The sequence below is a fragment of the Achromobacter sp. ACM02 genome (assembly GCF_014851605.1).
GTDB classification, from domain to species: domain Bacteria; phylum Pseudomonadota; class Gammaproteobacteria; order Burkholderiales; family Burkholderiaceae_B; genus Achromobacter; species Achromobacter aegrifaciens.
Map to the genome: position 1 here is coordinate 778,480 of NZ_JACUZY010000003.1, position 22,925 is coordinate 801,404.

A 22,925-nucleotide genomic window follows, 5' to 3' on the forward strand; every position below is an offset into this window, starting at 1 on the left:
AGCGGGATGAAGGTTTTGGTACCTGTCAAACGCGTCGTTGACTACAACGTCAAGGTGCGCGTCAAGTCTGATCAAACCGGCGTGGATATCGCCAATGTGAAGATGTCCATGAACCCCTTTGACGAGATCGCCGTCGAGGAAGCGACCCGCCTGAAGGAGAAGGGTGCTGTCGCCGAGGTCGTGGCGGTTTCTTGCGGCGTTGCGCAATGCCAGGAAACGCTGCGCACGGCCATGGCCATCGGCGCCGACCGCGGCGTGCTGGTCCAGACCGATGCCGAACTCCAGCCGCTGGCCGTGGCCAAGCTGTTGAAGGCGCTGGTCGACAAGGAACAGCCGCAACTGGTGATCCTGGGCAAGCAAGCCATCGACGACGATGCAAACCAGACCGGCCAGATGCTGGCCGCGCTGCTGGACTGGCCGCAAGCCACGTTCGCCAGCAAGGTCGAGCTGGCCGATGGCAAGGTCACGGTCACGCGCGAAGTCGACGGCGGCCTGGAAACGCTGACGTTGAAGCTGCCCGCCATCGTCACCACCGACCTGCGCCTGAACGAGCCGCGCTACGTCACGCTGCCCAACATCATGAAGGCCAAGAAGAAGCAGCTGGACACCGTCACGCCTGAAGAGCTGGGTGTGGACGCCGCGCCGCGCCTGAAGACGCTGAAGGTCAGCGAGCCGCCCGCCCGCAAGGCCGGCATCAAGGTGGCCGATGTCGCGGCCCTGGTGGACAAACTCAAGAACGAAGCGAAGGTGGTCTGAACATGACGACGCTGGTTATTGCCGAACACGATAACGCCCAGCTCAAGGGCGCAACCCTGAACGCCGTCGCCGCCGCCGCCAAGATCGGAGGCGACGTGCACGTGCTGGTCGCCGGCGCCAACGCGCGCGCCGTGGCCGACCAGGCCGCCGCCGCCGCCGGCGTGGCCAAGGTCCTGCTGGCCGACGCGCCGCAACTGGCCGACGGCCTGGCCGAGAACGTCGCCGCCCAGGTGCTGGCCGTGGCCTCGGGCTACAGCCACATCCTGTTCCCCGCGACCGCCTCGGGCAAGAACGTGGCTCCCCGCGTGGCTGCCAAGCTGGACGTGGCGCAGATCTCCGACATCATCGGCGTGGAATCGGCCGACACTTTCCAACGCCCGATCTACGCCGGCAACGCCATTGCCACGGTGCAGTCGGCCGATGCCGTCAAGGTCATCACCGTGCGCACCACCGGCTTTGACGCCGTGGCCGCGCAGGGCGGTTCGGGTGCGGTGGAAGAAGTCGCCGCCGTGGCCGATTCGGGCCTGTCCACCTTCGTGGGCCGTGAAGTCGCCAAGAGCGATCGTCCGGAACTGGCTGGCGCGCGCGTCGTCGTCTCCGGCGGCCGTGGTCTGGGCAGCGCCGAAAACTTCAAGATCCTGGATCCGCTCGCCGACAAGCTGGGCGCAGCGCTCGGCGCCTCGCGTGCCGCGGTCGACGCCGGCTACGCGCCTAACGACTGGCAAGTCGGTCAGACCGGCAAGATCGTTGCCCCGCAACTGTACGTCGCGGTTGGTATCTCGGGCGCCATTCAGCATCTGGCCGGCATGAAGGATTCGAAGGTCATCGTGGCCATCAACAAGGATCCGGAAGCGCCGATCTTCGGCGTGGCCGATTATGGCCTGGTGGGCGATCTGTTCCAGGTCGTGCCCGAACTGACCGGCGCGCTGTAAGCCACAACGCGCAGCCGTATCGAAGGCCCGCCAGCTTCGCGCTGGCGGGCTTTTTTATTATTTTGACGCGAGGACTACACATCTTGTGATTTCAGTATTCCAAATCTTTTGATTTCTCGAAAGATTCTGATAATGTGTTCCGCGCGCAGCTAGATTCGCGCAAGTGCTTGACCTGTACAGAACGAAGGAGATTCGGGATGGAATGGTTCTTTGACACTCTGCGAAAATATCCGGAACTTGCGATATTCCTTACCCTCGGTCTCGGGTACTGGATAGGCGCCAAGAAACTCTTCGGATTCAATCTGGGAGCCGTGACTGGCACGCTGCTGGTCGGCGTGCTGGTGGGACAGCTCAATATCACGATCGCTCCCGTCCTCAAGCAGGTCTTCTTCCTGCTCTTCCTCTTCGGTCTGGGTTACGGCGTCGGACCGCAGTTCTTCCGAGGGATGAAAAGCGACGGCCTTCCGCAGGTCATCTTTGCCGTCATTATTTGCGTGATCTGCCTGTTGGTGACATGGGCGACAGCCGTAGGCTTTGGCTTCGATGCCGGCACCGGCGCAGGCCTGCTGTCAGGGGCCCAAACCATTTCCGCGGTCATGGGCGTGGCGACGGACACCATCAACGGCTTGGGCATAGACGCAGCAACCAAAAAGAAATGGATTGACAGCATTCCCGTCGCGTACGCGGTCTGCTACATCTTCGGCACGGTTGGAAGCGCCTGGATCCTGGCATCCCTGGGCCCGAAGCTGATGCGCGTGGACATCGTCAAAGAATGCCAGGAATACGAAGCCAAGATGTCGGGGGGCGCCGACTCGATGGAGTTGTCGGGCTACCGCAAGTTCATCGCGCGCGCCTACAAGCTGGACCGCGAGGAATTCGCCGGCAAGACGGTGGGAGAGCTGGAGTCCCGCTTCGTCGAGGCCCGGGTGTTCGTGGAGCGCATCCGGCGCGGCGACCAGATCATCGACAGCGATGCCAAGACGGTGCTGCAGCAAGGCGACGTGCTGGGCGTGACCGGCAGGCATGATGCGTTGGTTACGCAGGCCGCCGGCATCATCGGCACCGAAGTCGAGGACCGCGACCTGATCAACATGCCCGCCGAGGTCGTCGAAGTCGTCTTGACCAACAAGAACATAGCCGGCAAGACCATCAAGGAAATCGCCGACAGCGAAGCGGGCCGCGAACTGGGACGCGGCGTGTTCCTGCGCAAGGTCGTGCGCGGCGGCCACGACATGCCGATCAACTGGGGCTTGAAGCTTGATCGCGGCGACCGTCTGTATGTGCTGGGCGCCAAGCGCGACGTAGAACGCGTGGTCGGCCGGCTGGGCTACGTGGATCGCGCCACCAGCCAGACCGACATGGTCTTCGTCGGCTTCGGCATTCTGCTGGGCGGCCTGTTCGGCTCTCTGGTGCTGACCGTGGGCGGCGTTCCCGTCACCTTGTCGACCTCCGGCGGCGCGCTGATTTCCGGCCTGATCTTCGGCTATCTGCGTTCGGTGCATCCGACCTTCGGCCGTGTGCCGGAACCGGTGCACTGGTTCCTGACATCGGTGGGGCTGACGACGTTCGTCGCGGTCGTGGGTATATCGTCAGGGCCGGGATTCGTGCTGGGCTTCCAGCAATTGGGCGCCAAGCTCTTCATCGCGGGCATCATCGCCACCAGCGTTCCGATGATCGTGGGCGTGTACATTGCGCGGTATGTATTCAAGTTCCATCCCGCCATTGCGTTGGGAGTCTGCGCCGGAGCCCGGACCACCACCGCGGCCATCGGCCAGATAACTGAAACGGCGAAGAGCCAGGTGCCTGCCCTGGGCTACACGGTTCCTTACGCCATCGGCAATACCCTGCTCATCATCTGGGGGATTGTCATCGTCATGCTCATGTCCTAGCAGAACGCCCCGCCAGCCCCGCGCTTGCGGGGCGTTTTGCAAGCGCGCCGGCGCGGCCGGCGACGCTCAGCGCCTGTCACCATGCAAACCAGGAGTACTGAACAATGGCTTCCACCGCGCCTCTTACCGTCAGCCTGGCTTCGGCCTTGAAAACCACCCGTTCGCGCCAACGCGACCTGGAGCAGCTTTCTCCGTTTGAACTCAAGGACTACCTGATCACGCTGGCCAAGGACAACCAGCACACCGCCGCGATCACCATGCTGAACGCGGGCCGCGGCAACCCTAACTGGATCGCCACCGAACCGCGCGACGCCTTCTTCCTGATGGGCCAGTTCGCGATGAAGGAAGCGCGCCGCGTGCGCGACGAATCCATCCTGGCGGGCATGCCGGCCAAGAAGGGCTGCGCCGACCGGATGCGCAAATTCCTGGCCAAGCACAAAGGCATGGACGGCTACGATTTCCTGGTCGGCGTGCTGGAGTACGGCGTCAAGGTCAAGGGCTTCGACCCCGACGCGTGGGTCCATGAACTGACGGACAGCATCATCGGCGACAATTATCCCGTGCCGCCGCGCGCGCTGGTCCATCTTGAACAGATCGTGCACGATTACCTGATCAAGGAAATGTGCGACGGCCGTCCGCCCAAGGGCAAGTTCGACCTGTTCCCGGTCGAAGGCGGCACGGCGGCCATGTGCTACATCTTCGATTCGCTGATGCAGAACGGCCTGCTCAAGCAGGGCGATACCATCGCGCTGTTCCTGCCGACCTTCACGCCCTATATCGAGATCTCGCATCTGGAGCGCTTCCAGTTCAAGATCGTGCCGATCAACGCCAGCAGCCTGCGGGCCGACGGCACCCATGATTGGCACTATCCGGCGTCCGAAATCGCCAAGCTCGAGAATCCCAAGATCAAGCTGGCGGTCACGGTCAACCCCAGCAACCCGCCGTCGGTGGCGTTCAGCCCGGTCGAGATGAAGCAGATCGTGCGCCTGATCCGCAAGAATCCGGACTTGGTGCTGGTGACGGACGATGTCTATGGCACCTTCGTGCCGAACTTCCGCTCGCTGATGGCGGAAGTGCCGCACAACACCATCTGCGTGTACTCGTTCTCGAAGAACTTCGGTTGCACGGGATGGCGCCTGGGCGTGATTGCGACCCATGAAAAGAACACCATGGACCGCCGCATCGCCGAATTGCCTGCATCCTGGAAACAGCGCCTGAACAAGCGCTATGGCGCCATGACGATGGAGCCCGAAAAGCTCAAGTTCATCGACCGGCTGGTGGCCGACAGCCGCAACGTCGCGCTGAACCACACCGCGGGCCTGTCCTTGCCGCAGCAGGTGCAGATGGGATTCTTCGCGCTGTCGCACCTGATGGACCTGAAGGACTCCTACAAGCACCTGACGATGAAGATCGTGCGCGCGCGCCGCGATGCCTTGTGGCGCGGCCTGGGCATACCCATGCCGCCCGAAGATCCGATGCGCGCCTGGTACTACGTCGAGTTGGATTTCATGGTCTGGGCCAAGATCACGTACGGCGATGCGTTCTGCAAGTACATGATGGCCAACTACGAGCCGGTCGACTTCCTGTTCCGCCTGGCCGAGAAATCCGGCGTGGTGCTGATGGACGGCGGCGGCTTCGGCGGTCCGCCGTGGTCGATCCGCGTGTCGCTGGCGAACCTGGACGACGGCGACTACGCCAAGATCGGCAAGCATATGGTCGAAGCCGCCACCGAGTACGTCGAGGCGTGGAAGGCCGGCGAACTGGTGCGTTCGGGCCCGACGGCCGGCAAGGGCCAGACCACGAAGGCGCCCGCGGCCAAGCGCAAGGCGGGCAAGACCGCGGCAGCCAAGAAAGCGGTCAAGAAGGCAGTGAAGAAGGCCGACACGGCGGCGAAGTCCGCCAAGAAGGCCGTGGCGCGCAAGTAGGCGGGCCGGGCAGCAACCTCCAGGGCGACATGACGACATGACTTGTACGGTCGGGTTTTTCAATAGCGTTCCCATCGCAGTGCTGTTTGTGACGGTGGGCTTGGGATACCTGATCGGCAAGCTGAAAGTCGGACCGATCCAGCTAGGCGGCGTGTGCGGAACACTCATCGTCGCCCTGCTGATCGGCCAGACGGGTTGCCAGATGCGCGGCGACCTCAAGGAAGTCGCCTTCGCCCTGTTCATATTCGCGATGGGGTACTCGGGCGGGCCGCAGTTCTTTGCCAACCTGAACCGCTCCAGCTTGCGCTACATCGCGCTGCCTATCATCGAAGCATTGCTGGTGCTGACCATCGTGCTGGCCGCGGTGCCGCTGTTCGGCCTGGACGCTGGGACGGCGGCGGGCCTCGCGGCCGGCGCGGCCACCGAATCGGCCGTGGTAGGCACGGCGGCAGAGGCGCTCAAGCATCTGGGCCTGGCGGATGCCGAGGTCCAGCGCATGGAAGCCAACATCGCCACGGCCTACACGCTGACCTATCTGGTTGGCCTGATCAGCATCGTGTTCTTCACCAGCCAGGTAGCGCCAGCCCTGTTGCGCATGAATCTGCGCGAGGCTTCCAAGGCATTGGAGGAAAAGCTCGGCGTGGCGGCCGGAGAGGGCGAGGACGCGAACATGCCCACCTTGCCGCGGCTGGTGGGACGCTCGCACGTGGTCAAGGACGCGGATGGCAAAAGCGTGGCTGAAGTGGAAGCCGCGCTGGGCGGACGCACCGTCATCAGCCGCATCCTGCGCAATGGCGAGGCGGTGGACGCCACGCCCGGCGACATGCTGGCCACGGGCGACATCGTGGTGGTGCTGGGCTTGCGGCGCTTCGCGCTGCGCGCGGGTTCCGTCATCGGACCCGAAATCCAGCTGCCGGAGGCGCATGCCGACGACTTGCAGCTGAGCGAGCTGGCCGTCATCGTCAACAAGAAGGCCGTCAATGGCCATACCGTCGGCGAACTGGCGAAGCGGCCCAACGCCCAACGCGCACGTGGCGTGTTTCTGCAGTCCATCGTGCGCTCGGGCCATTCCTTGCCGATCACGCCAGCCACCGTGGTGCAGTACGGCGACCTGGTTACGCTGGTCGGCGCCGAGCCCGAACTCTCCCAGGCCGGCGCGGCGCTGGGCAACGAGCTGCGGCGCAGCGGCGTGACCGACCTGGTGTTCCTGGCGTTCGGCATCCTGGCCGGCTTGTTGATCGGCAGCCTGAGCGCGCGGATGTGGGGCATCCCCGTGTCGCTGGGCAGTGGCGGGGGCGCGCTGGTCAGCGGTCTGGTCTGCGGCTGGATTAACGCCAAACGGCCCTCGATAGGCCACATGCCGGACCATGCCGTGCAGTTGCTGAAGGATCTGGGCCTGGCTGTGTTCGTGGCCTGCGTGGGCTTGTCGGCGGGGCCGGAAGCCATCGCGCTGATCCGCGAGCACGGCGCGGTATTGCCGCTCATCGGCCTGCTGGTGTCGCTGGGGCCTGCCTGCCTGTCGCTGTGGGTGGGACACAAGATCCTGAAGATCGAAGGTCCCTTGCTGGTCGGCGCCATCGCTGGCCAGCATGTCAGCACGCCGGCCATCAGCGCCATCCTGACCTCCAGCGGCAGTTCCGTGCCGCTACTGGGCTACACGGTGACCTACGCCATCGCCAACGTGCTGCTGCCAGTGCTGGGGCCGATCATCGTGTCGCTGGCGCACCATCTGGGTTAGCGCGGGCTCTGCTTCAGCAGCGCGCATCCCTGCCACGCCTGATCGTCGATCAGGCGTTTTATTTCGTCCTTGCACAAGGCCATGATCTGACTCACCGCCGGCGTGGGGGGCAGGCTCTCGCTGGCGCATAGCACCAGTTCGCGCGACAGCGTGTCGTCCAGGGCATGCGCCACGATCGACCCTTCCGCGATTTCGGGCTGCGCGGCCGAGCAGGGCAGGATCGTGGCGGCCATGCCGCTGCGCACCGCGGGGACGAGGATGGCCGAGGTGCTGGCTTCGGCAAACAGATTGCAGGTCAGGCCGGCGGTCAGGAAGGCATGGTCCAGGCGTGCGCGCAGCGTGTTGGGCAGGCTGGGCAGAACCAGGGGCAAGGCGGCGAAGTCCGCGATGGCCAGCGTGCGGCGCGGCAGCGCGACGCTGGCGTGAGCCAGCAGGAACAGGCTCTCGCGCAGCAGTGGCGTGCGCAGCAGTCCCTGCATGGGTTGCTGGTCCGGCGACAAGGAAAAATCGATGCGTCCCTGCAGCACCAGCTTGGTCAGGTCCGCGCTGGGCACATCGACGATTTCCAACACCACCGAAGGCAGCTCCGCCTTGGCCCGGCGCATCAGCGGCAACGCCAGCATGCGCGCGGTGCTGGAGGCCAGTCCTATCGACACCGTGCCGGTGACCTGGTCCCCGGTCTTGGACAGCAGGCTGCGAGTGCTGTCGACCTGACGCAGGATGGTTTGCGCGTGCCGGTACAGCAACAGGCCTTCCGCGGTGGGCTGGGCGCCTTTGACCCCGCGCACCAGCAGTGCGACGCCCAGGCTTTCCTCCAGCAGCGCCATCTGCTGACTCAGCGCGGGTTGCGCCACATGCAGACTTTCGGCGGCCCGGGTCATGTTGCGCATTTCAACCACCCGGACGAAGTACTTGAGCTGACGCAGATTCATTGGATAAGAAAATCTTATGAATGGATCGGAAAACAGTATTTTCGGGACCTGTGAAGCGCTGCCTAGAATGGGCTTCGCATCACGGGAGGACGAACATGAGTCTGCCATTGGCAGGGCTGAAAGTGCTGGATCTGACTCGGGCCCTTTCCGGGCCTTTCTGCACAATGATTCTGGGAGACCTGGGCGCCGAGGTCGTCAAGGTGGAACCCATGCCCGCCGGCGAGATGGCGCGGCAGTGGGGCCCCTTCGATGACGACATAAGTGTTTATTATCTTAGTGCCAATCGCAGCAAGCAAGGCATAGGCGTGGACTTCCGCAAGCCGGAAGGGATCGCGCTGCTGCGCAAGATGGCCCTGGCTTCCGACATCGTGGTCGAGAACTTCAAGGTCGGAACGATGGAGGCGATGGGCCTGGGATACGAGGCGTTGGCGCAAGAGCATCCGGGCCTGATCATGGCGTCGATTTCCGGCTTTGGCAGCAAGGGGCCGGCACGGGACTGGGCCGGATTCGATCAGGTCGCGCAGGGCTATTCGGGCTTCATGAGCCTGACCGGCACGCCGGAATCGGGGCCGATGCGGGTGGGCGTAGCCGTCGGCGACTTGAGCGCCGGCATGTGGCTGACGATAGGAATACTGTCCGCCGTCGCGCAGCGTGCCTCGACTGGTCGCGGGCAGCATGTGGAAACCTCGCTGCTGGCGGGCCTCATGGCGTTGCTCAGCGTGCAGGGCCAGCGCTACCTCAGCAAGGGGGAGATCCCGGAACCCTGCGGCAACGTGCATCCGGTCATCGCGCCCTACGGCACATTCGAGACCGCGGATGGGCCGCTCAACCTGGCGCCCGCGACCCAGGCGATGTGGGTCAGGCTTTGCGGCATTCTCGGACTCTCCCATCTGGTGTCCGACGAGCGGTTCCTGACGAACGCCGAGCGCATGCAGCACCGCTATGCGTTGAAGCAGGAGCTGGAGGCGGGGCTCAAGCGCAAGACGCGCATGGAATGGACCGCGCTGATGATCGAGGGCGGCATTCCCGCAGGGCCCATCAATACCCTGGAGGATGTGTTCGCCGACGCGCAGGTGCAGGCTTGCGGACTGGTCCGCTCGTTGACGCATCCGGTGTTGGGCGAATTGCGGCAGGTGGACCTGCCCCTGGGCCTGAGCGGCGCGCAGGCGCCGAGCCGCCGCGCTCCGCCCGTGTTCGGCCAGCACACGCGCGAGGTATTCGCCCGTTACGGGATGGCAGATGCCGAGATCGACCGGCTGCTGGCCGAGGGCGTGGCGCATCAGGCGGAGACGTGCACATGACGGGTTCCGCCGATACGCCCAGCCTTTCCGTCGACGGCCACGTGGCGACCATCCGGCTGCGCAGGCCCGGCCATGCCAACCGGCTCGGGCCGCAGGACCTGGCGGTCCTCAGAGAGCATCTGGACAGGGTCAACGCGGACGACGCCGTGCGGGTGCTGCGCTTTCAATCCGACGGCAAGTATTTTTGCAGCGGGTATGACATTTCGTCCCTGGCGTCCGACAGCGCGCCCAGCTCTCTTTATTTTGGCCAGACCATGGACCTGATCGAGGCGGCGCGGCCAGTGACCATCGCGGCGGTGCAGGGCGGGGCCTATGGCGGCGGCACGGACCTGTGCCTGGCTTGCGATTTCCGCATCGGCACGCCGCAGTCCGACATGTTCATGCCGGCCACGCGCCTGGGCCTGCACTTCTACGCGGGCGGCATGTCGCGCTATGTGACGCGCCTGGGCCTGGACCAGGCCAAGCGCCTGTTCCTGACGGCGGAAAAAATCCAGGCCGACGAAATGCTGCGCATCGGATTCCTGACCGAGCTGGTGCCGCAAGAAATGCTATCGGTCCGGCTGGACGCCCTGAGCGCGCAGATTGCGGCAATGGCTCCGATTCCGCTGTTCGGCGTGAAAGCGCACCTGAACCGCCTCGCGCGGGGCGAGCTCGATCTGGCCGCAATCGAGCAGGCGGTGCTGCGTTCCGAGCAGTCCCGCGACCTGGCCGAGGGCGCGCGGGCGTGGAAGGAGAAGCGCGCGCCGGATTTCACCGGCCGCTGACGCGGCCGGCGCATGACCAGAGAGCCGCGCCACAAGCGGCTCCGATTCCATCAAAGGAGACCCTGATGAAACCTGCTATTGCCGTCCATGGCGCCTTGCTTGCCGCCATCGCCTTGTCCGCGATGTCCGGCGCCGCGCATGCCGCCGATCCTTATCCCTCCAAACCCCTGACCTTGGTGATCGGGTTCCCGCCCGGCGGCGGGGCGGATCAAGTGGGGCGGGTCTATGCGAATGCGCTGGCCAGGCAATTGAAGCAGCCGGTGGTCGTGGAAAACCGCCCTGGCGCCGGTTCCACGATCGGCGCCAGCCTGGCCGCGCGCGCCGCCGCCGACGGCTACACGCTGTACCTGGGGAATTCCAGCGTCATGGGCAGCGACAGCGCCTTGTACAAGGTGGATTACACGCCGGACAACTTCGTGCCCGTGGCCCAGCTCACGACCGGCCCCATGGTCCTGATCGCGAACGCAAAGCTGGGGCTGAAAAGCGTGCAGGACCTGATAGACCGGGCCAGGAGCAAGCCGGGGTCCATCAATGTCGCCTCGTCCGGCAACGGCGTCATCACGCATCTGGCCGCGGTCGAGTTCATGACGCTTGCCAACGTGAAGCTGATGCACATTCCCTTCAAGGGGGGCGCCGCGGCGGCGCAGTCCGTGGCGGCGGGCGACACAGATATCTCGTTCGCCACGGCGCCTTCGGCCAAGTCGGTGATCGATACGGGAAAGGTGGTGGCCCTGGCGGTCACGTCTGGCCAGCCCTCGCGCCTGTTGCCCTATCCGACCATCGCGCAGACCGTGCCCGGCTATGACGTGTCCAACTGGTGGGGAATCTTTGCTCCCAAGGGCACGCCGCCGCAGGTGCTGGACACGCTGTTCAAGGCCAGCAACGATGTGCTGGCGCTGGCCGATGTGCAGCAGGGCATGGCGGCCGGATACGAGGAAGTGACGCCGTCCGCGTCCTTGGCCGCGTTCGGGGAGTATGCCCGCAAGGAAGGAAGCAAGGGTTTAAGATTGGCCAAAGAGAGTCAGGAAACGGCCAATTGATGGAGACCCCATGCCCTACGTAACCCCGCTGCAGGACTTCCGCTTCGCTTTGAAGGAGCTGGCAGGACTCGATGACGTCCTGAAACTGCCCGGCTTCGAAGAAGTCACGCCGGATCTGGTGGACGCCATCCTGGAAGAAAACGGCCGCTTCGTCGAGCAGGCCGTGGCGCCTTTGAACGTGCCGGGCGATACGCAGCCGCCGGTCTGGAAGGATGGCCAGGTCACGACCACGCCGGGCTACGCGCAGGGCTTCAAGGATTACGCCGCGGGCGGCTGGCAGGGCTTGCAGCATCCGGTGGAGTGGGGCGGGCAGGGCCTGCCCAAGCTGGTCGCGGCGGCGCCGGGCGAGAACATCCAGGCGGCCAGCCTGGCGTTTTCCCTGTGTCCCATGCTGACGGACGGCGTGATCGAAGCCTTGTTGACGGTCGGATCGGACGCGCAACGCAAGCAGTACGTGCCGCAGCTGATCGGCGGCAAGTGGACCGGCACGATGAACCTGACCGAACCGCAGGCCGGCTCGGACCTGGCGCAGGTCGCGACTCGTGCGGTGAAGCAGGACGACGGCAGCTACCGGCTGACGGGCCAGAAGATCTTCATCACCTATGGCGACCACGATCTGGCCGAGAACATCATCCATCTGGTGCTGGCGCGCACGCCGGACGCGCCGGCCGGCGTGAAGGGGATCTCGCTTTTCATCGTGCCCAAGTTCCTGGTGCAGGCCGACGGCAGCCTGGGCAAGCGCAACGACGTCTGGTGCGCGTCGCTGGAGCACAAGCTGGGCATCCACGGCAGTCCCACCGCAGTGCTCATGTACGGTTCGGGCAAGGGCGACGTGGGCGAAGGCGCCATCGGCTATCTGGTCGGCGAGCAGAACCGCGGCCTGGAATACATGTTCATCATGATGAATGCCGCCCGCTATTCGGTGGGGCAGCAGGGCATAGGCGTGTCCGAACGCGCCTATCAGCATGCCCTGGCCTATGCGCGCGAGCGCGTGCAGGGCCGCGCGGTCGAAGGGTCGGCCGGCCCCGTGGCCATCGTGCGCCATCCGGACGTGCAGCGCATGCTGATGACCATGAAGGCGCTGACCGAGGCGGCGCGCGCCGTGTCCTACGTGACGGCGGCCGCGCACGACAAGGGCACGCATCATCCGGATCCGGAGCAGCGCTCGCGCAACCGGGCCTTCTATGAGTACATGGTGCCCATCGTCAAAGGATTCTCCACCGAGACCGCGGTCGAGGTCGCATCGCTGGGCCTGCAGGTGCACGGCGGCATGGGCTATATCGAGGAAACCGGGGCCGCGCAGTATTACCGCGACGCGCGCATCCTGCCCATCTACGAAGGCACGACCGCGATCCAGGCCAATGACCTGGTCAGCCGCAAGACGCAGCGCGACGGCGGCGCCACCGCCCATGCCGCGATCGCGGCGATGCGCGAGACGCTGCGCGCAGTCGAGAACGAGGCGATGCGCGCGTCGGCGGACGATCGCGAAGGACTGCGCCTGCTGCGCGACAACCTGGACAGCGCCATCCAGGCCTACGAGGCCGGCGTGGCATTCATCCTGGAGCAGTCGCCGACCAATATCAGGGCGGTCTATTCCAGCAGCGTGCCCTATCTGATGCTGGCCGGTGTGGTGCACGGCGGCTGGCAGATGGCGCGGGCCGTGCTGGCCTGCCGCCGGCATCTGGCGGCAGGATCCACCGATCCGTTCTACGGGGCCAAGTTGGCGACCGGATTGTTCTACGGCGCCCACATCCTGCCGCGCGCGCTGGCCCTGTCCGCCGCAGTGCGGGCCGGGGTGGTGGCGGACGCCTGCGGCGCCAGCTTGAATATTGCATAAGGTTATATGACTTGCGTATTTCCCCGGCTACAGGTTTGATGGAAGAATCGTTTCACAGACGCTGACCTGCGCCATGAAACGCTTTTCCTGCGCTGCCCGCCGCGACGGGCGGCCAGCCCCCAACCTGCATCCGCACACTGGAGACACCATGAGTCATCTACGCCTGGGCGACACCGCCCCTGATTTCGAACAGGAATCTTCGGCAGGGCCGATCCGCTTCCATGAGTATCTGGGCAACAGCTGGGGTGTTCTTTTCTCGCACCCGGCCGATTTCACGCCCGTCTGCACCACTGAACTGGGCTACACCGCCAAGCTGGCCGACGAATTCGCCAAGCGTAACGTGAAGGTGCTGGCGCTGTCCGTGGACGGCACCGATTCGCACACCAAGTGGATCGAGGACATCAACGACACGCAGTCCACCAAGGTCAACTTCCCGATCCTGGCCGACAAGGACCGCAAGGTGTCCGAGCTTTACGACATGATCCATCCGAACGCCAACGCCACGCTGACCGTGCGCTCGGTGTTCATCATCGACCCCAACAAGAAGGTGCGCCTGACCATCACGTATCCGGCCAGCACCGGCCGCAACTTCAACGAGATCCTGCGCGTCATCGACTCCCTGCAGCTGACCGACAGCCACAGCGTGGCCACGCCGGTGAACTGGGAAGACGGCGACGATGTGATCATTGTTCCGTCCTTGCAGGACGAGGCCGTGATCAAGCAGAAATTCCCGAAGGGCTACAAGGCCGTGCGTCCCTATCTGCGCATTACGCCTCAGCCGAATAAGTAAATTCGGAAATCGAAGGGGCGGGTCCCCGTTAGCAACCGCCGCCTGCCCCTTGGGGAGGCGGCGGTTTTTCATTGGGGCGCGCATGGGGCCAGGGCAAATTCCCATTGCTGGGACACCGGTCCTATATGCCTGCGAGCGATGAGCAACCAAATAATGATTCGTTCCGTTCAGAACGCCCAGCCAGCACACTTGCTCCCACATTGCCGAACACAGGGAGCATGGGATGTCTTTCAGGAAAGCCGGTTGGTTGGCCGCCTTGGCCGCAGTGACGATGTCGTTTGCCGCGATTGCGCCGGCGCAGGCACAGCAGAAGCAGACGCTCCTGAATGTCTCATATGACCCGACCCGCGAGCTGTATCGCGCCATCGATGATGCGTTCATCAAGCAATACAAGGACAAGGCCAACGTCGACCTGACCATCCGCCAATCGCACGGCGGTTCGGGCCGCCAGGCGCGCTCCGTCATCGACGGCCTGGAAGCCGACGTGGTGACGCTGGCGCTGGCTTATGACATCGACGCGGTTGCCGACCGTGGGCTGCTGCCTGCCGATTGGCAGGCCCGCCTGCCGCAGAACAGCTCGCCCTACACCTCCACCATCGTGTTCCTGGTGCGCAAGGGCAACCCCAAGCAGATCAAGGACTGGGACGACCTGGTCAAGGATGGCGTGCAGGTCATCACGCCCAATCCCAAGACCTCGGGCGGGGCGCGCTGGAACTACCTGGCCGCCTGGGCCTATGCGCTGGAGAAGAACGGCGGCAGCGAGGACAAGGCCCGCGCCTTCGTGGGCGACCTGCTCAAGCACGTGCCGGTGCTGGACACTGGCGCGCGCGGCGCCACCACCACCTTCGTGGAGCGCGGCGTGGGCGATGTGCTGCTGGCCTGGGAAAACGAGGCTTTCCTGGCGCTGGAAGAGCTGGGTCCGGACAAGTTCGACATCGTGGTGCCGTCGCTGTCCATCCTGGCCGAGCCGCCGGTGGCCGTGGTCGACAAGGTCGTGGACAAGAAGGGTACCCGCGCCGCGGCGCAGGCCTATCTGGAATTCCTCTACACGCCCGCCGCGCAGGAAATCATTGCCAAGAACTACTACCGGCCCATCGACAAGACCGTGGCCGCCAAGTACGAAAGCAAGTTTCCCAAGGTCAAGCTCGTGACCATCGACGACAAGATCTTCGGCGGGTGGCGCAAGGCGCAGAAGGACCACTTCAGCGACGGCGGCACCTTCGACCAGATCTACCTGCCGCAAAAGAAATAAGCATCTGACGATCGGACGACGGCCATGACGACAGCCTCGAACCCGGTGGCAAGCGGCGCGCAAGCGCCTTTTGCCTTTCGGCGCAACAGCCCGGGCGTGCTGCCCGGATTCGGCATCTCGATGGGCTACGCGGTGCTGTACCTCAGCATCCTCGTGCTCATTCCGCTGGCGGCCTTGCCGATCAAGAGCGCGGGCCTGGGCTGGCAAGGCTTCTGGGACGCGGTGACCGCGCCGCGGGTGCTGGCCTCGTACAAGCTGACCTTCGGCGCGTCGTTGATCGCGGCGCTGGTGAACCTGGTGTTCGGCACGGTGGTGGCCTGGGTGCTGGTGCGCTACCGCTTTCCGGGCAAGAAGATTCTGGATGCGCTGGTGGATCTGCCGTTCGCGCTGCCCACGGCGGTGGCGGGCATCGCGCTGACCTCGCTGTATTCGCAGAAGGGCTGGCTGGGCGGACTGCTGGCCGACTGGTTCGGCTGGAAGGTGGCATTTACGCCCTTGGGCATCGTGATCGCGTTGATCTTCATCGGCGTGCCGTTCGTGGTGCGCACGGTGCAGCCGGTGCTGGAAGACGTGGAGCGCGAAATCGAGGAGGCCGCGGCCAGCCTGGGCGCCAACCGCTGGCAGACCATACGCCGGGTGCTGCTGCCCATCATCATGCCCGCCTTGATGACGGGCTTCGCGCTGGCGTTTGCACGCGCGGTGGGCGAGTACGGCTCGGTGGTGTTCATTGCCGGCAACATGCCGATGGTGTCCGAGATCACGCCGCTACTGATCATCGCCAAGCTCGAGGAATTCGACTACGCGGGCGCTGCCGCCATTGCCACGGTGATGCTGGTGCTGTCCTTCGCGCTGTTGCTCGTCATCAATCTGCTGCAGGGCTGGCAGGCCCGCCGCAACCTCGGGAGGCTCGCATGAGCGCCGCGGACCGTCCCGCCCATCTGACCGAGCCGCGCTGGGTGCGCGGCGTGCTGCTCTTCATCGCGCTGGGATTCCTGGCGCTGTTCCTGCTGGTGCCGCTGGCAGCGGTATTCGCCGAAGCCTTCAAGAAGGGCTGGCAGCTGTACCTGGACGCCATCGTCGAGCCGGACGCGCTGTCCGCCATCCGACTGACGCTGCTGGTGGCGGCCATCGCGCTGCCGGTAAACCTGGTGTTCGGCGTGGCCGCGGCCTGGGCGATCACCAAGTTCCAGTTCCGCGGCAAGCAGTTCCTGATCACCCTGATCGACCTGCCGTTCTCGGTGTCGCCGGTGGTGGCCGGCCTGGTGTTCGTGCTGCTGTTCGGCACCCAGGGCTGGTTCGGTGGCTGGCTGCAGGAACATGACATCAAGATCGTCTACGCGGTGCCGGGCATCGTGCTGGCCTCGCTCTTCGTGACCTTTCCGTTCGTGGCGCGCGAGCTGATCCCCCTGATGCAGGCGCAGGGCAGCGAGGAAGAGCAGGCTGCGCTGACCCTGGGCGCCAACGGCTGGCAGATCTTCTGGCGCGTCACGCTGCCCAACATCAAGTGGGGCCTGCTGTATGGCGCCATCCTGTGCAACGCGCGGGCCATGGGCGAGTTTGGCGCGGTGTCGGTGGTGTCCGGGCAGATCCGCGGCCTGACCAACACCATGACCCTGCACGTCGAGATTCTCTACAACGAGTACCAGTATTCCGCGGCGTTCGCCGTGGCGTCGTTGCTGGCCCTGCTGGCGCTGGTGACGCTGGTGGCCAAGAACGTCGTCGAGTGGCGCAACGCGCGCTTTCAGCAGGCCGCGGACCTGCCGGTCGAGTATCCCGGCCAGCCGGCCGCCATCAAGCCGGCCCTGGCCTGACAGGAGACAAGCATGAGTATCGAAGTCCGCAATCTATCCAAGCGCTTCGGCCAGTTCCGCGCGCTCAACGACGTCTCGCTGCATATCGAGACGGGAGAGCTGGTCGCGCTGCTGGGCCCGTCGGGCTGCGGCAAGACCACGCTGCTGCGCATCATCGCGGGGCTGGAGTCGGCTGATTCCGGCAGCGTGCTGTTCGCGGGCGAAGACGCTACCGCGGTGGACGTGCGCCAGCGCCAGGTCGGTTTCGTGTTCCAGCACTACGCGCTGTTCAAGCACATGACGGTGTTCGAGAACGTGGCCTTCGGCCTGCGCGTCAAGCACCGCTCGCAGCGTCCTTCGGAGGACGTGATCCAGCGCAAGGTGCATGACCTGCTGGGCCTGGTGCAGCTGGACTGGCTGGCCGACCGCTATCCCGCGCAGCTCTCCGGCGGCCAGCGTCAGCGTATCGCGCTGGCGCGCGCGCTGGCGGTGGAGCCGCGGGTGCTGCTGCTGGACGAGCCCTTCGGCGCGCTGGACGCCAAGGTGCGCAAGGAATTGCGGCGCTGGCTGCGCCGCCTGCATGACGAGCTGAATGTGGCCAGCGTGTTCGTCACCCATGACCAGGAAGAAGCGCTGGAAGTGTCGGACCGGGTGGTGCTGATGAACTCGGGCCGCATCGAGCAAGTCGGCACGCCGCGCGAGGTCTGGGAAGCACCGGCCACGCCCTTCGTCTACGGCTTCCTGGGCGACGTCAACCAGTTGCAGGGCTTTGCCACGCGGGGCGTCTGGAACGGCGCCGGCCTGTCCTTGCCCGCGCCAGAGCTGGCGCAGGCCGAAGCGCAGCGCGCCACGGCCTACGTACGGCCGCACGAGTTCGAAGTCGAGCGCTACCGTGCCGGCGCTGACGGCATTCCGGTGCGCCTGGCACACGCCTTCCTTGCCGGTCCCAGTGCCTATCTGGAGCTGGCGAGCGAGGATTCCGACGCCATCATCGAAGCCGAGGTGCCCGAGTCCCTGTACCGGGAGTTGGGCCTGCGCGATGGCGAAATTCTGTTGGCGCGTCCGCGGCGGGCGCGCATTTTCGCGACGCAATCATGAGCACTACCGATCTTTTGCCTGAACTCGAGGCGGGCCTGGCCGCGCGCTGGCGCGAGCTGGGCGCACGCCTGGCCGACGTGCAGCAGCGCTACCCGGACGCCGCGCTGGCGTCCTCGCTGGCGGCCGAGGACATGCTGCTGACGCACGCCATCTACAGCGCCGGCCTGGACCTGGAGGTCTTTACGCTGGACACGGGCCGGCTGCACGCCGAAACGCTGGGCGTACTGGACGCCGTGCGCGAACGCTACGGCCGCGAGGTCTCCGTGTACCGGCCGATAGCGACCGCGGTCGAGCAGCACGTCGCCGAACACGGCGCCTATGCGTTCTATGAAAGCGTGGAGCTGCGCAAGGCCTGTTGCCAGATCCGCAAGGTCGAGCCGCTCAAGCGCGCGCTGGCCGGACGCGGCGCCTGGATCACCGGGCAGCGGCGCGCGCAATCCACCACCCGCGGCGAACTGCCGCTGGAAGAACACGACCAGACCTTCGGCCTCTACAAGTTCAATCCGCTGGCCGAATGGAGCGAAGAGGAAGTCTGGTCCGCCATCCGCGCGCTGGGCATCCCGTACAACCCGCTGCATGACCAAGGCTACCCGTCCATTGGTTGCGAACCCTGTACCCGCGCCATCCGTCCGGGCGAGGACCTCAGGGCAGGGCGCTGGTGGTGGGAGTCGTCGGACTCCAAGGAATGCGGCCTGCATGCGGGCAACCGGGTCATCGGCATCGCGGCGCGCGCCGACTGATGCGGCCCACGAATTCGAAATCTGTTTTAGGGGAAGTGCATATGTCTGCAGTGATCCAACGCAGCCACCTGGATTGGCTGGAATCGGAAGCAATATTCATCCTGCGCGAGGTGGCCGCCGAAAGCGAGAAGCCCGTGCTGCTGTTCTCTGGCGGCAAGGACTCTGTGGTGCTGCTGCGCCTGGCCGAGAAGGCATTCCGGCCGGGACGCTTTCCGTTCCCGCTGATGCACATCGACACCGGCCACAACTTCGACGAAGTGATCGCCTTCCGCGATGCGCGCGCGGCAGAACTGGGCGAGACCCTGATCGTGCGCAGCGTCGAGGATTCGATCGCGCGCGGCAGCGTGGTGCTGCGCCGCGAGACCGATTCGCGCAATGCCGCCCAGGCCGTGACGCTGCTGGAGGCGATCGAGGAATTCGGCTTTGACGCCTGCATCGGCGGAGCGCGCCGCGACGAGGAAAAGGCCCGCGCCAAGGAACGCATCTTCTCGTTCCGCGACGAGTTCGGCCAATGGGATCCGAAGGCGCAGCGTCCGGAGCTCTGGAACCTGTTCAATACCCGCGTGCATCGCGGCGAGAACATGCGCGTGTTCCCGATCTCGAACTGGACCGAGCTGGACGTCTGGCAGTACATCCAGCGCGAGCAGCTGGCGCTGCCGTCGATCTACTACAGCCACCAGCGCGAGGTCGTGCGCCGCAAGGGCCTGCTGGTGCCGGTCACGCGGCTGACCCCGCCGCAGGATGGCGAACAGGTCGAACGCCTGCAGGTGCGCTTTCGTACCGTGGGCGATATCTCCTGCACCTGCCCGGTGGCGTCCGATGCCGCCGACACCCGGGCCATCATCGCCGAAACAGCGGTGACCGACATTACCGAGCGCGGCGCCACGCGCATGGACGACCAGACTTCCGAGGCCTCGATGGAGCGCCGCAAGAAGGAAGGCTATTTCTGATCGCTTGACACGCCGGCATCAGCCGGCGACCAGGAACGCACATGAACGCACTCAACGATTCTTTTCTTTCCGGCGCCGATACGGGCGTGCTGCGCCTGATCACCGCCGGCTCGGTGGATGACGGCAAATCGACGCTGATCGGCCGCCTGCTGTATGACAGCAAGGGCGTGTTCGCCGACCAGCTGGACGCGATCTCGCGCGCCAAGCACAAGCGCGTGGCGGGCGACGGCATCGACTTTTCGCTGCTGACCGACGGCCTGGAGGCCGAACGCGAACAGGGCATCACCATAGACGTCGCCTACCGTTACTTCTCGACGCCCGCGCGCAAGTTCATCATCGCCGACGCGCCGGGCCACGAGCAGTACACGCGCAACATGGTCACGGGCGCGTCGACCGCCGACGTGGCCGTCATCCTGATCGACGCCACCCGCGCGGCCGACGGCGTGCTGCTGCCGCAGACCAAGCGGCACAGCACCATCGCGCGCCTCTTGGGCATCCGCCATATCGTGGTGGCGGTCAACAAGATGGACCTGGTGGACTGGGACCGCGCCGTCTTCGAGCGTATCCGCGATGCTTATGCGGATCTGGCAGGCAAGCTGGGCATCGAGCACTTCGACGCCTTGCCGCTGTCGGCGCTCAATGGCGACAACGTCGTCACCTTGTCGCCGCAGACGCCGTGGTACGACGGGCAGCCTTTGCTGGCCTTGCTGGAATCGCTGGACCTGGCAAGCGACGGCCGCGCCTTGCCGCTGCGCTTTCCGGTGCAATGGGTGGCACGCCATGACGGCAGTCGCAAGGATGACTTCCGCGGCTATGCCGGCCGCGTCGCCAGCGGCGTGCTGCGGCCGGGCGACGAGATCACGGTGCAACCCTCGGGCGTGACGGCTGTTGTGAGCGAAGTGCGCGCCTTCGACCGCGCGCTGGATGAGGCGGTGGCGGGCGACTCGATCACGCTGGTGCTGGATCGCGACGTGGACGTGTCGCGCGGCGACGTGATCGTGCATGCGTCGGCGCCGGCGCAGGTCGCGCGCGAATTCGAAGCCGAGCTGTGCTGGCTCGATGCGCAGGCCTTGAATCCCGCGCGCAAGTATCTGTTGAAGTCGGGTACGCGCCTGACCTCGGCGAAGATCCGCGCGGTGCTGTCGCATCGTGATATCCACGAATTGCAGGAAGTGGAGAACACCGAGGGCACGCTGCGCATGAACGACATCGGACGCGTCACGCTCACCACGCGCGAGTCGTTGGCGGTTGATCGTTATGCCGATGTGCCCGCGACGGGCGCATTCATCCTGATCGACGAGGCCACGCATCAGACTGCTGCGGCAGGCATGTTGCGCTAATCCGCAAGAGGCCGGAAAACAACGGGTTTCCAGCCCCTGCGGGACCTGTTGTTTTTCTGCTAGATTCAGTATTGGCGCGGGTTTCCGGGCGATCTCGCCTGGTGAAATCGATTTGTCCGGACGGCGCCGGCGTCTTGCGGTAAAGTGGGGTTGTCTTACGAAAAGGCTTTTGGTGCTTGTCAAAACCACTGTGTTTTTGTACAGTAGTTTTCATGGCACGCACCGATCATTCTTTTCCCGCCGGTTCTGGGTCCCCGGCTGCCGCCCCCGCCGCCTTGCGCGGTCGGGGTGCGGTTACTAATGTTCGGCATCGCTTTCAGCGCGATGACCGCGTGCAGGTCGACGACGGCTGGTCCTCCTCCGGCCTGCCCGCCGACTTCATAGATTCCGTCCCCGATAATTTCCCCGAAGCTGCCGCCGGCGAGCAAGCCGCCCGCGTCATTCCCATCCTGCCGGATGCGCGCATAGCGCCCGCCGCTCCCAAGACCACGGTCACTGCTGAAGAAGCGCGCAAGATGCTGTCGCGCAACGATTCGCCCGATATCCCCTTCGACGTGGCAGTGAATCCGTACCGGGGCTGCGAGCATGGCTGCGTCTATTGTTACGCCCGGCCCACGCATTCCTACCTGGGCCTGTCGCCCGGGCTGGACTTCGAAACCCGGCTGGTGGCCAAGGCCAACGCGGTAGAGGCCCTGCGCGCCGAACTCGCGCGGCCCGGCTACAAGCCGTCTCCCATCAACATCGGTTCCGCCACCGACGCCTACCAGCCCATCGAACGCGAATGGCGGCTGACGCGCGGCCTGCTGGAACTGATGCTGGAAACCCGCCATCCGCTCACCATCGTCACCAAGAACGCGCTGGTCGCCCGCGACCTGGACCTGCTGGCCGCGCTGGCCGAGCAGAAGCTGGTGGTGGTGTACATGAGCATCACCACGCTGGACGCCGGCATGGCCCGCACGCTGGAACCGCGCGCCGCCGCGCCGTGGCGCCGGCTGGAAGCCGTGCGCAGCCTGACCGACGCCGGCGTGCCGGTCGGCGTGCTGGTCGCGCCCATCATCCCGTTCATCAACGACGAGTCCATGGAGCACATCCTCCAGGAGTCCAAGGCGGCCGGCGCGCACTATGCCAGCTACACCGTCCTGCGCCTGCCCTGGGAGGTCAAGACCCTGTTCGAGGATTGGCTCAACGCCCATTTCCCGGACCGCGCCCAGCGCGTCCTGCATCGCATCGAAGACCTGCGCAATGGCCGCCGCAACGATCCCAACTTCGGGTCGCGCATGCGCGGAACCGGCGTCTGGGCCGATCTGCTGCGTCAGCGGTTCACCATCGCCACGCGCAAGCTGGGCCTGAACCGCCATCGCCTGGCGCTGGACTGCGACCGTTTCCTGCCTCCTGCCGCAACTGCGGCGAAGGCTGCCGATTTCCTATCCCCGGTTGGCGCGCAAGCGTCTTCAGGGGTCCCTTTTCCCGCCGTATCGCCCGCAGCCGGCGGCGCGCACGGGCGCGCAGCGCGCCAGTTGCAAGCCATGGCCGCAGGCCAGTTGTCATTGTTCGATTGACCGCCGGCTGCCGCCGCGGATGCCTGCCGGGGGGCTACGCCTGGCGCTGGACCGTCTTTCCTAGGAGTTCCCATGAACACCGCTGATATTTCCGTCTTGTCGGATGAACTCGTCGTTACGCTGAACCCGCTGCGCCGCGGCACGAACCGCGCCCGCGCCTGGTGCGCCCGGGTGGCCGGCATGGCGCTGCCCTGGAACACCTCCGGGGCCGATGTCGAGCCGCGCCGCCGCGTGCGGCCCGGCTCCGCGCCGGCTCGCTGGCCGTTCCCGCCCGCGCCGGCCGAGGCTGGCG

The 22,925-nt window shown here is 65.4% G+C and carries 19 protein-coding genes and 1 pseudogene; 19 read left to right on the top strand and 1 reads right to left on the bottom strand.

Features of this window, described 5'->3' with window-relative positions; all coding sequences use genetic code 11:
- Window positions 1-6 precede the first annotated feature (6 nt).
- The 5 genes from IB258_RS12425 to aspT (IB258_RS12445) all read left to right on the top strand — a co-directional run bounded on the left by IB258_RS12425 (window position 7) and on the right by aspT (IB258_RS12445) (window position 7,240).
- Window positions 7-756, top strand: coding sequence for an electron transfer flavoprotein subunit beta/FixA family protein (locus IB258_RS12425; RefSeq protein WP_013392406.1), 750 nt, complete (start codon window positions 7-9; stop codon window positions 754-756).
- 2 nt (window positions 757-758) lie between these two features.
- Window positions 759-1,688 carry an electron transfer flavoprotein subunit alpha/FixB family protein gene (locus IB258_RS12430; RefSeq protein WP_054450918.1) on the top strand — a complete coding sequence of 310 codons (930 nt, stop codon included), beginning with the start codon at window positions 759-761 and terminating at the stop codon, window positions 1,686-1,688.
- Between the two features lie 197 nt (window positions 1,689-1,885).
- Window positions 1,886-3,577 (top strand): aspartate-alanine antiporter, encoded by a 1,692-nt coding sequence (aspT, locus tag IB258_RS12435; RefSeq protein ID WP_119450898.1) that lies wholly within the window; start codon window positions 1,886-1,888, stop codon window positions 3,575-3,577.
- A 104-nt stretch (window positions 3,578-3,681) separates the two neighbouring features.
- Entirely contained in the window at window positions 3,682-5,502 is a 1,821-nt protein-coding gene (locus tag IB258_RS12440) for a bifunctional aspartate transaminase/aspartate 4-decarboxylase (RefSeq protein ID WP_119450897.1), read from the top strand.
- 37 nt (window positions 5,503-5,539) lie between these two features.
- Window positions 5,540-7,240 carry an aspartate-alanine antiporter gene (gene aspT, locus IB258_RS12445; protein WP_054450923.1) on the top strand — a complete coding sequence of 567 codons (1,701 nt, stop codon included), beginning with the start codon at window positions 5,540-5,542 and terminating at the stop codon, window positions 7,238-7,240.
- Here aspT (IB258_RS12445) and IB258_RS12450 read toward each other — a convergent pair.
- Window positions 7,237-8,172, bottom strand: coding sequence for a LysR substrate-binding domain-containing protein (locus tag IB258_RS12450; protein WP_054450925.1), 936 nt, complete (start codon window positions 8,170-8,172; stop codon window positions 7,237-7,239). The two genes, aspT (IB258_RS12445) and IB258_RS12450, sit on opposite strands and share 4 nt — an antisense overlap.
- 95 nt (window positions 8,173-8,267) lie before the next feature.
- On the opposite strand from IB258_RS12450, the gene IB258_RS12455 reads away from it, so the two are divergent.
- From IB258_RS12455 to IB258_RS12520, 14 genes and pseudogenes are all read left to right on the top strand, one after another.
- The gene (locus IB258_RS12455) at window positions 8,268-9,473 is read left to right on the top strand and encodes a CaiB/BaiF CoA-transferase family protein (protein WP_054450927.1); all 1,206 of its coding nucleotides are present in this window, start codon (window positions 8,268-8,270) and stop codon (window positions 9,471-9,473) included.
- Window positions 9,470-10,237 carry an enoyl-CoA hydratase/isomerase family protein gene (locus tag IB258_RS12460; RefSeq protein ID WP_192352639.1) on the top strand — a complete coding sequence of 256 codons (768 nt, stop codon included), beginning with the start codon at window positions 9,470-9,472 and terminating at the stop codon, window positions 10,235-10,237. Before IB258_RS12455 ends, IB258_RS12460 begins: the two co-directional genes overlap by 4 nt.
- A 65-nt stretch (window positions 10,238-10,302) precedes the next feature.
- Window positions 10,303-11,277 carry a tripartite tricarboxylate transporter substrate-binding protein gene (locus IB258_RS12465; RefSeq protein WP_054450932.1) on the top strand — a complete coding sequence of 325 codons (975 nt, stop codon included), beginning with the start codon at window positions 10,303-10,305 and terminating at the stop codon, window positions 11,275-11,277.
- 10 nt (window positions 11,278-11,287) lie between these two features.
- The gene (locus tag IB258_RS12470; RefSeq protein WP_192352640.1) at window positions 11,288-13,114 is read left to right on the top strand and encodes an acyl-CoA dehydrogenase; all 1,827 of its coding nucleotides are present in this window, start codon (window positions 11,288-11,290) and stop codon (window positions 13,112-13,114) included.
- 148 nt (window positions 13,115-13,262) lie between these two features.
- The gene (locus IB258_RS12475; RefSeq protein ID WP_042792543.1) at window positions 13,263-13,904 is read left to right on the top strand and encodes a peroxiredoxin; all 642 of its coding nucleotides are present in this window, start codon (window positions 13,263-13,265) and stop codon (window positions 13,902-13,904) included.
- A gap of 271 nt (window positions 13,905-14,175) precedes the next feature.
- Window positions 14,176-15,156, top strand: a complete 981-nt coding sequence (locus IB258_RS12480) for a sulfate ABC transporter substrate-binding protein (protein WP_225589316.1) — start codon at window positions 14,176-14,178, stop codon at window positions 15,154-15,156.
- 24 nt (window positions 15,157-15,180) lie between these two features.
- Window positions 15,181-16,071 (top strand): sulfate ABC transporter permease subunit CysT, encoded by an 891-nt coding sequence (cysT, locus tag IB258_RS12485; RefSeq protein ID WP_192352641.1) that lies wholly within the window; start codon window positions 15,181-15,183, stop codon window positions 16,069-16,071.
- Window positions 16,068-16,967 carry a sulfate ABC transporter permease subunit CysW gene (gene cysW, locus IB258_RS12490; RefSeq protein ID WP_054450940.1) on the top strand — a complete coding sequence of 300 codons (900 nt, stop codon included), beginning with the start codon at window positions 16,068-16,070 and terminating at the stop codon, window positions 16,965-16,967. The genes cysT and cysW overlap by 4 nt, the downstream gene beginning before the upstream one ends.
- 12 nt (window positions 16,968-16,979) lie before the next feature.
- Complete coding sequence (locus tag IB258_RS12495; protein WP_054450941.1) at window positions 16,980-18,044, top strand: sulfate/molybdate ABC transporter ATP-binding protein; 1,065 nt, start codon at window positions 16,980-16,982, stop codon at window positions 18,042-18,044.
- The gene (locus IB258_RS12500; protein WP_192330011.1) at window positions 18,041-18,784 is read left to right on the top strand and encodes a phosphoadenylyl-sulfate reductase; all 744 of its coding nucleotides are present in this window, start codon (window positions 18,041-18,043) and stop codon (window positions 18,782-18,784) included. Before IB258_RS12495 ends, IB258_RS12500 begins: the two co-directional genes overlap by 4 nt.
- A 41-nt stretch (window positions 18,785-18,825) precedes the next feature.
- Window positions 18,826-19,734, top strand: coding sequence for a sulfate adenylyltransferase subunit CysD (gene cysD / locus IB258_RS12505; protein WP_059379315.1), 909 nt, complete (start codon window positions 18,826-18,828; stop codon window positions 19,732-19,734).
- 41 nt (window positions 19,735-19,775) lie between these two features.
- Window positions 19,776-21,074: a sulfate adenylyltransferase subunit 1 gene (locus tag IB258_RS12510; protein WP_054450948.1), complete on the top strand. Its 1,299-nt coding sequence runs from the start codon at window positions 19,776-19,778 to the stop codon at window positions 21,072-21,074.
- 212 nt (window positions 21,075-21,286) lie between these two features.
- On the top strand, window positions 21,287-22,633 hold the full coding sequence (locus IB258_RS12515; protein WP_175162835.1) for a PA0069 family radical SAM protein: 1,347 nt from the start codon (window positions 21,287-21,289) through the stop codon (window positions 22,631-22,633).
- Window positions 22,634-22,705: 72 nt separating this feature from the next.
- Window positions 22,706-22,925: pseudogene (locus tag IB258_RS12520) on the top strand (hypothetical protein); the annotation flags it as partial.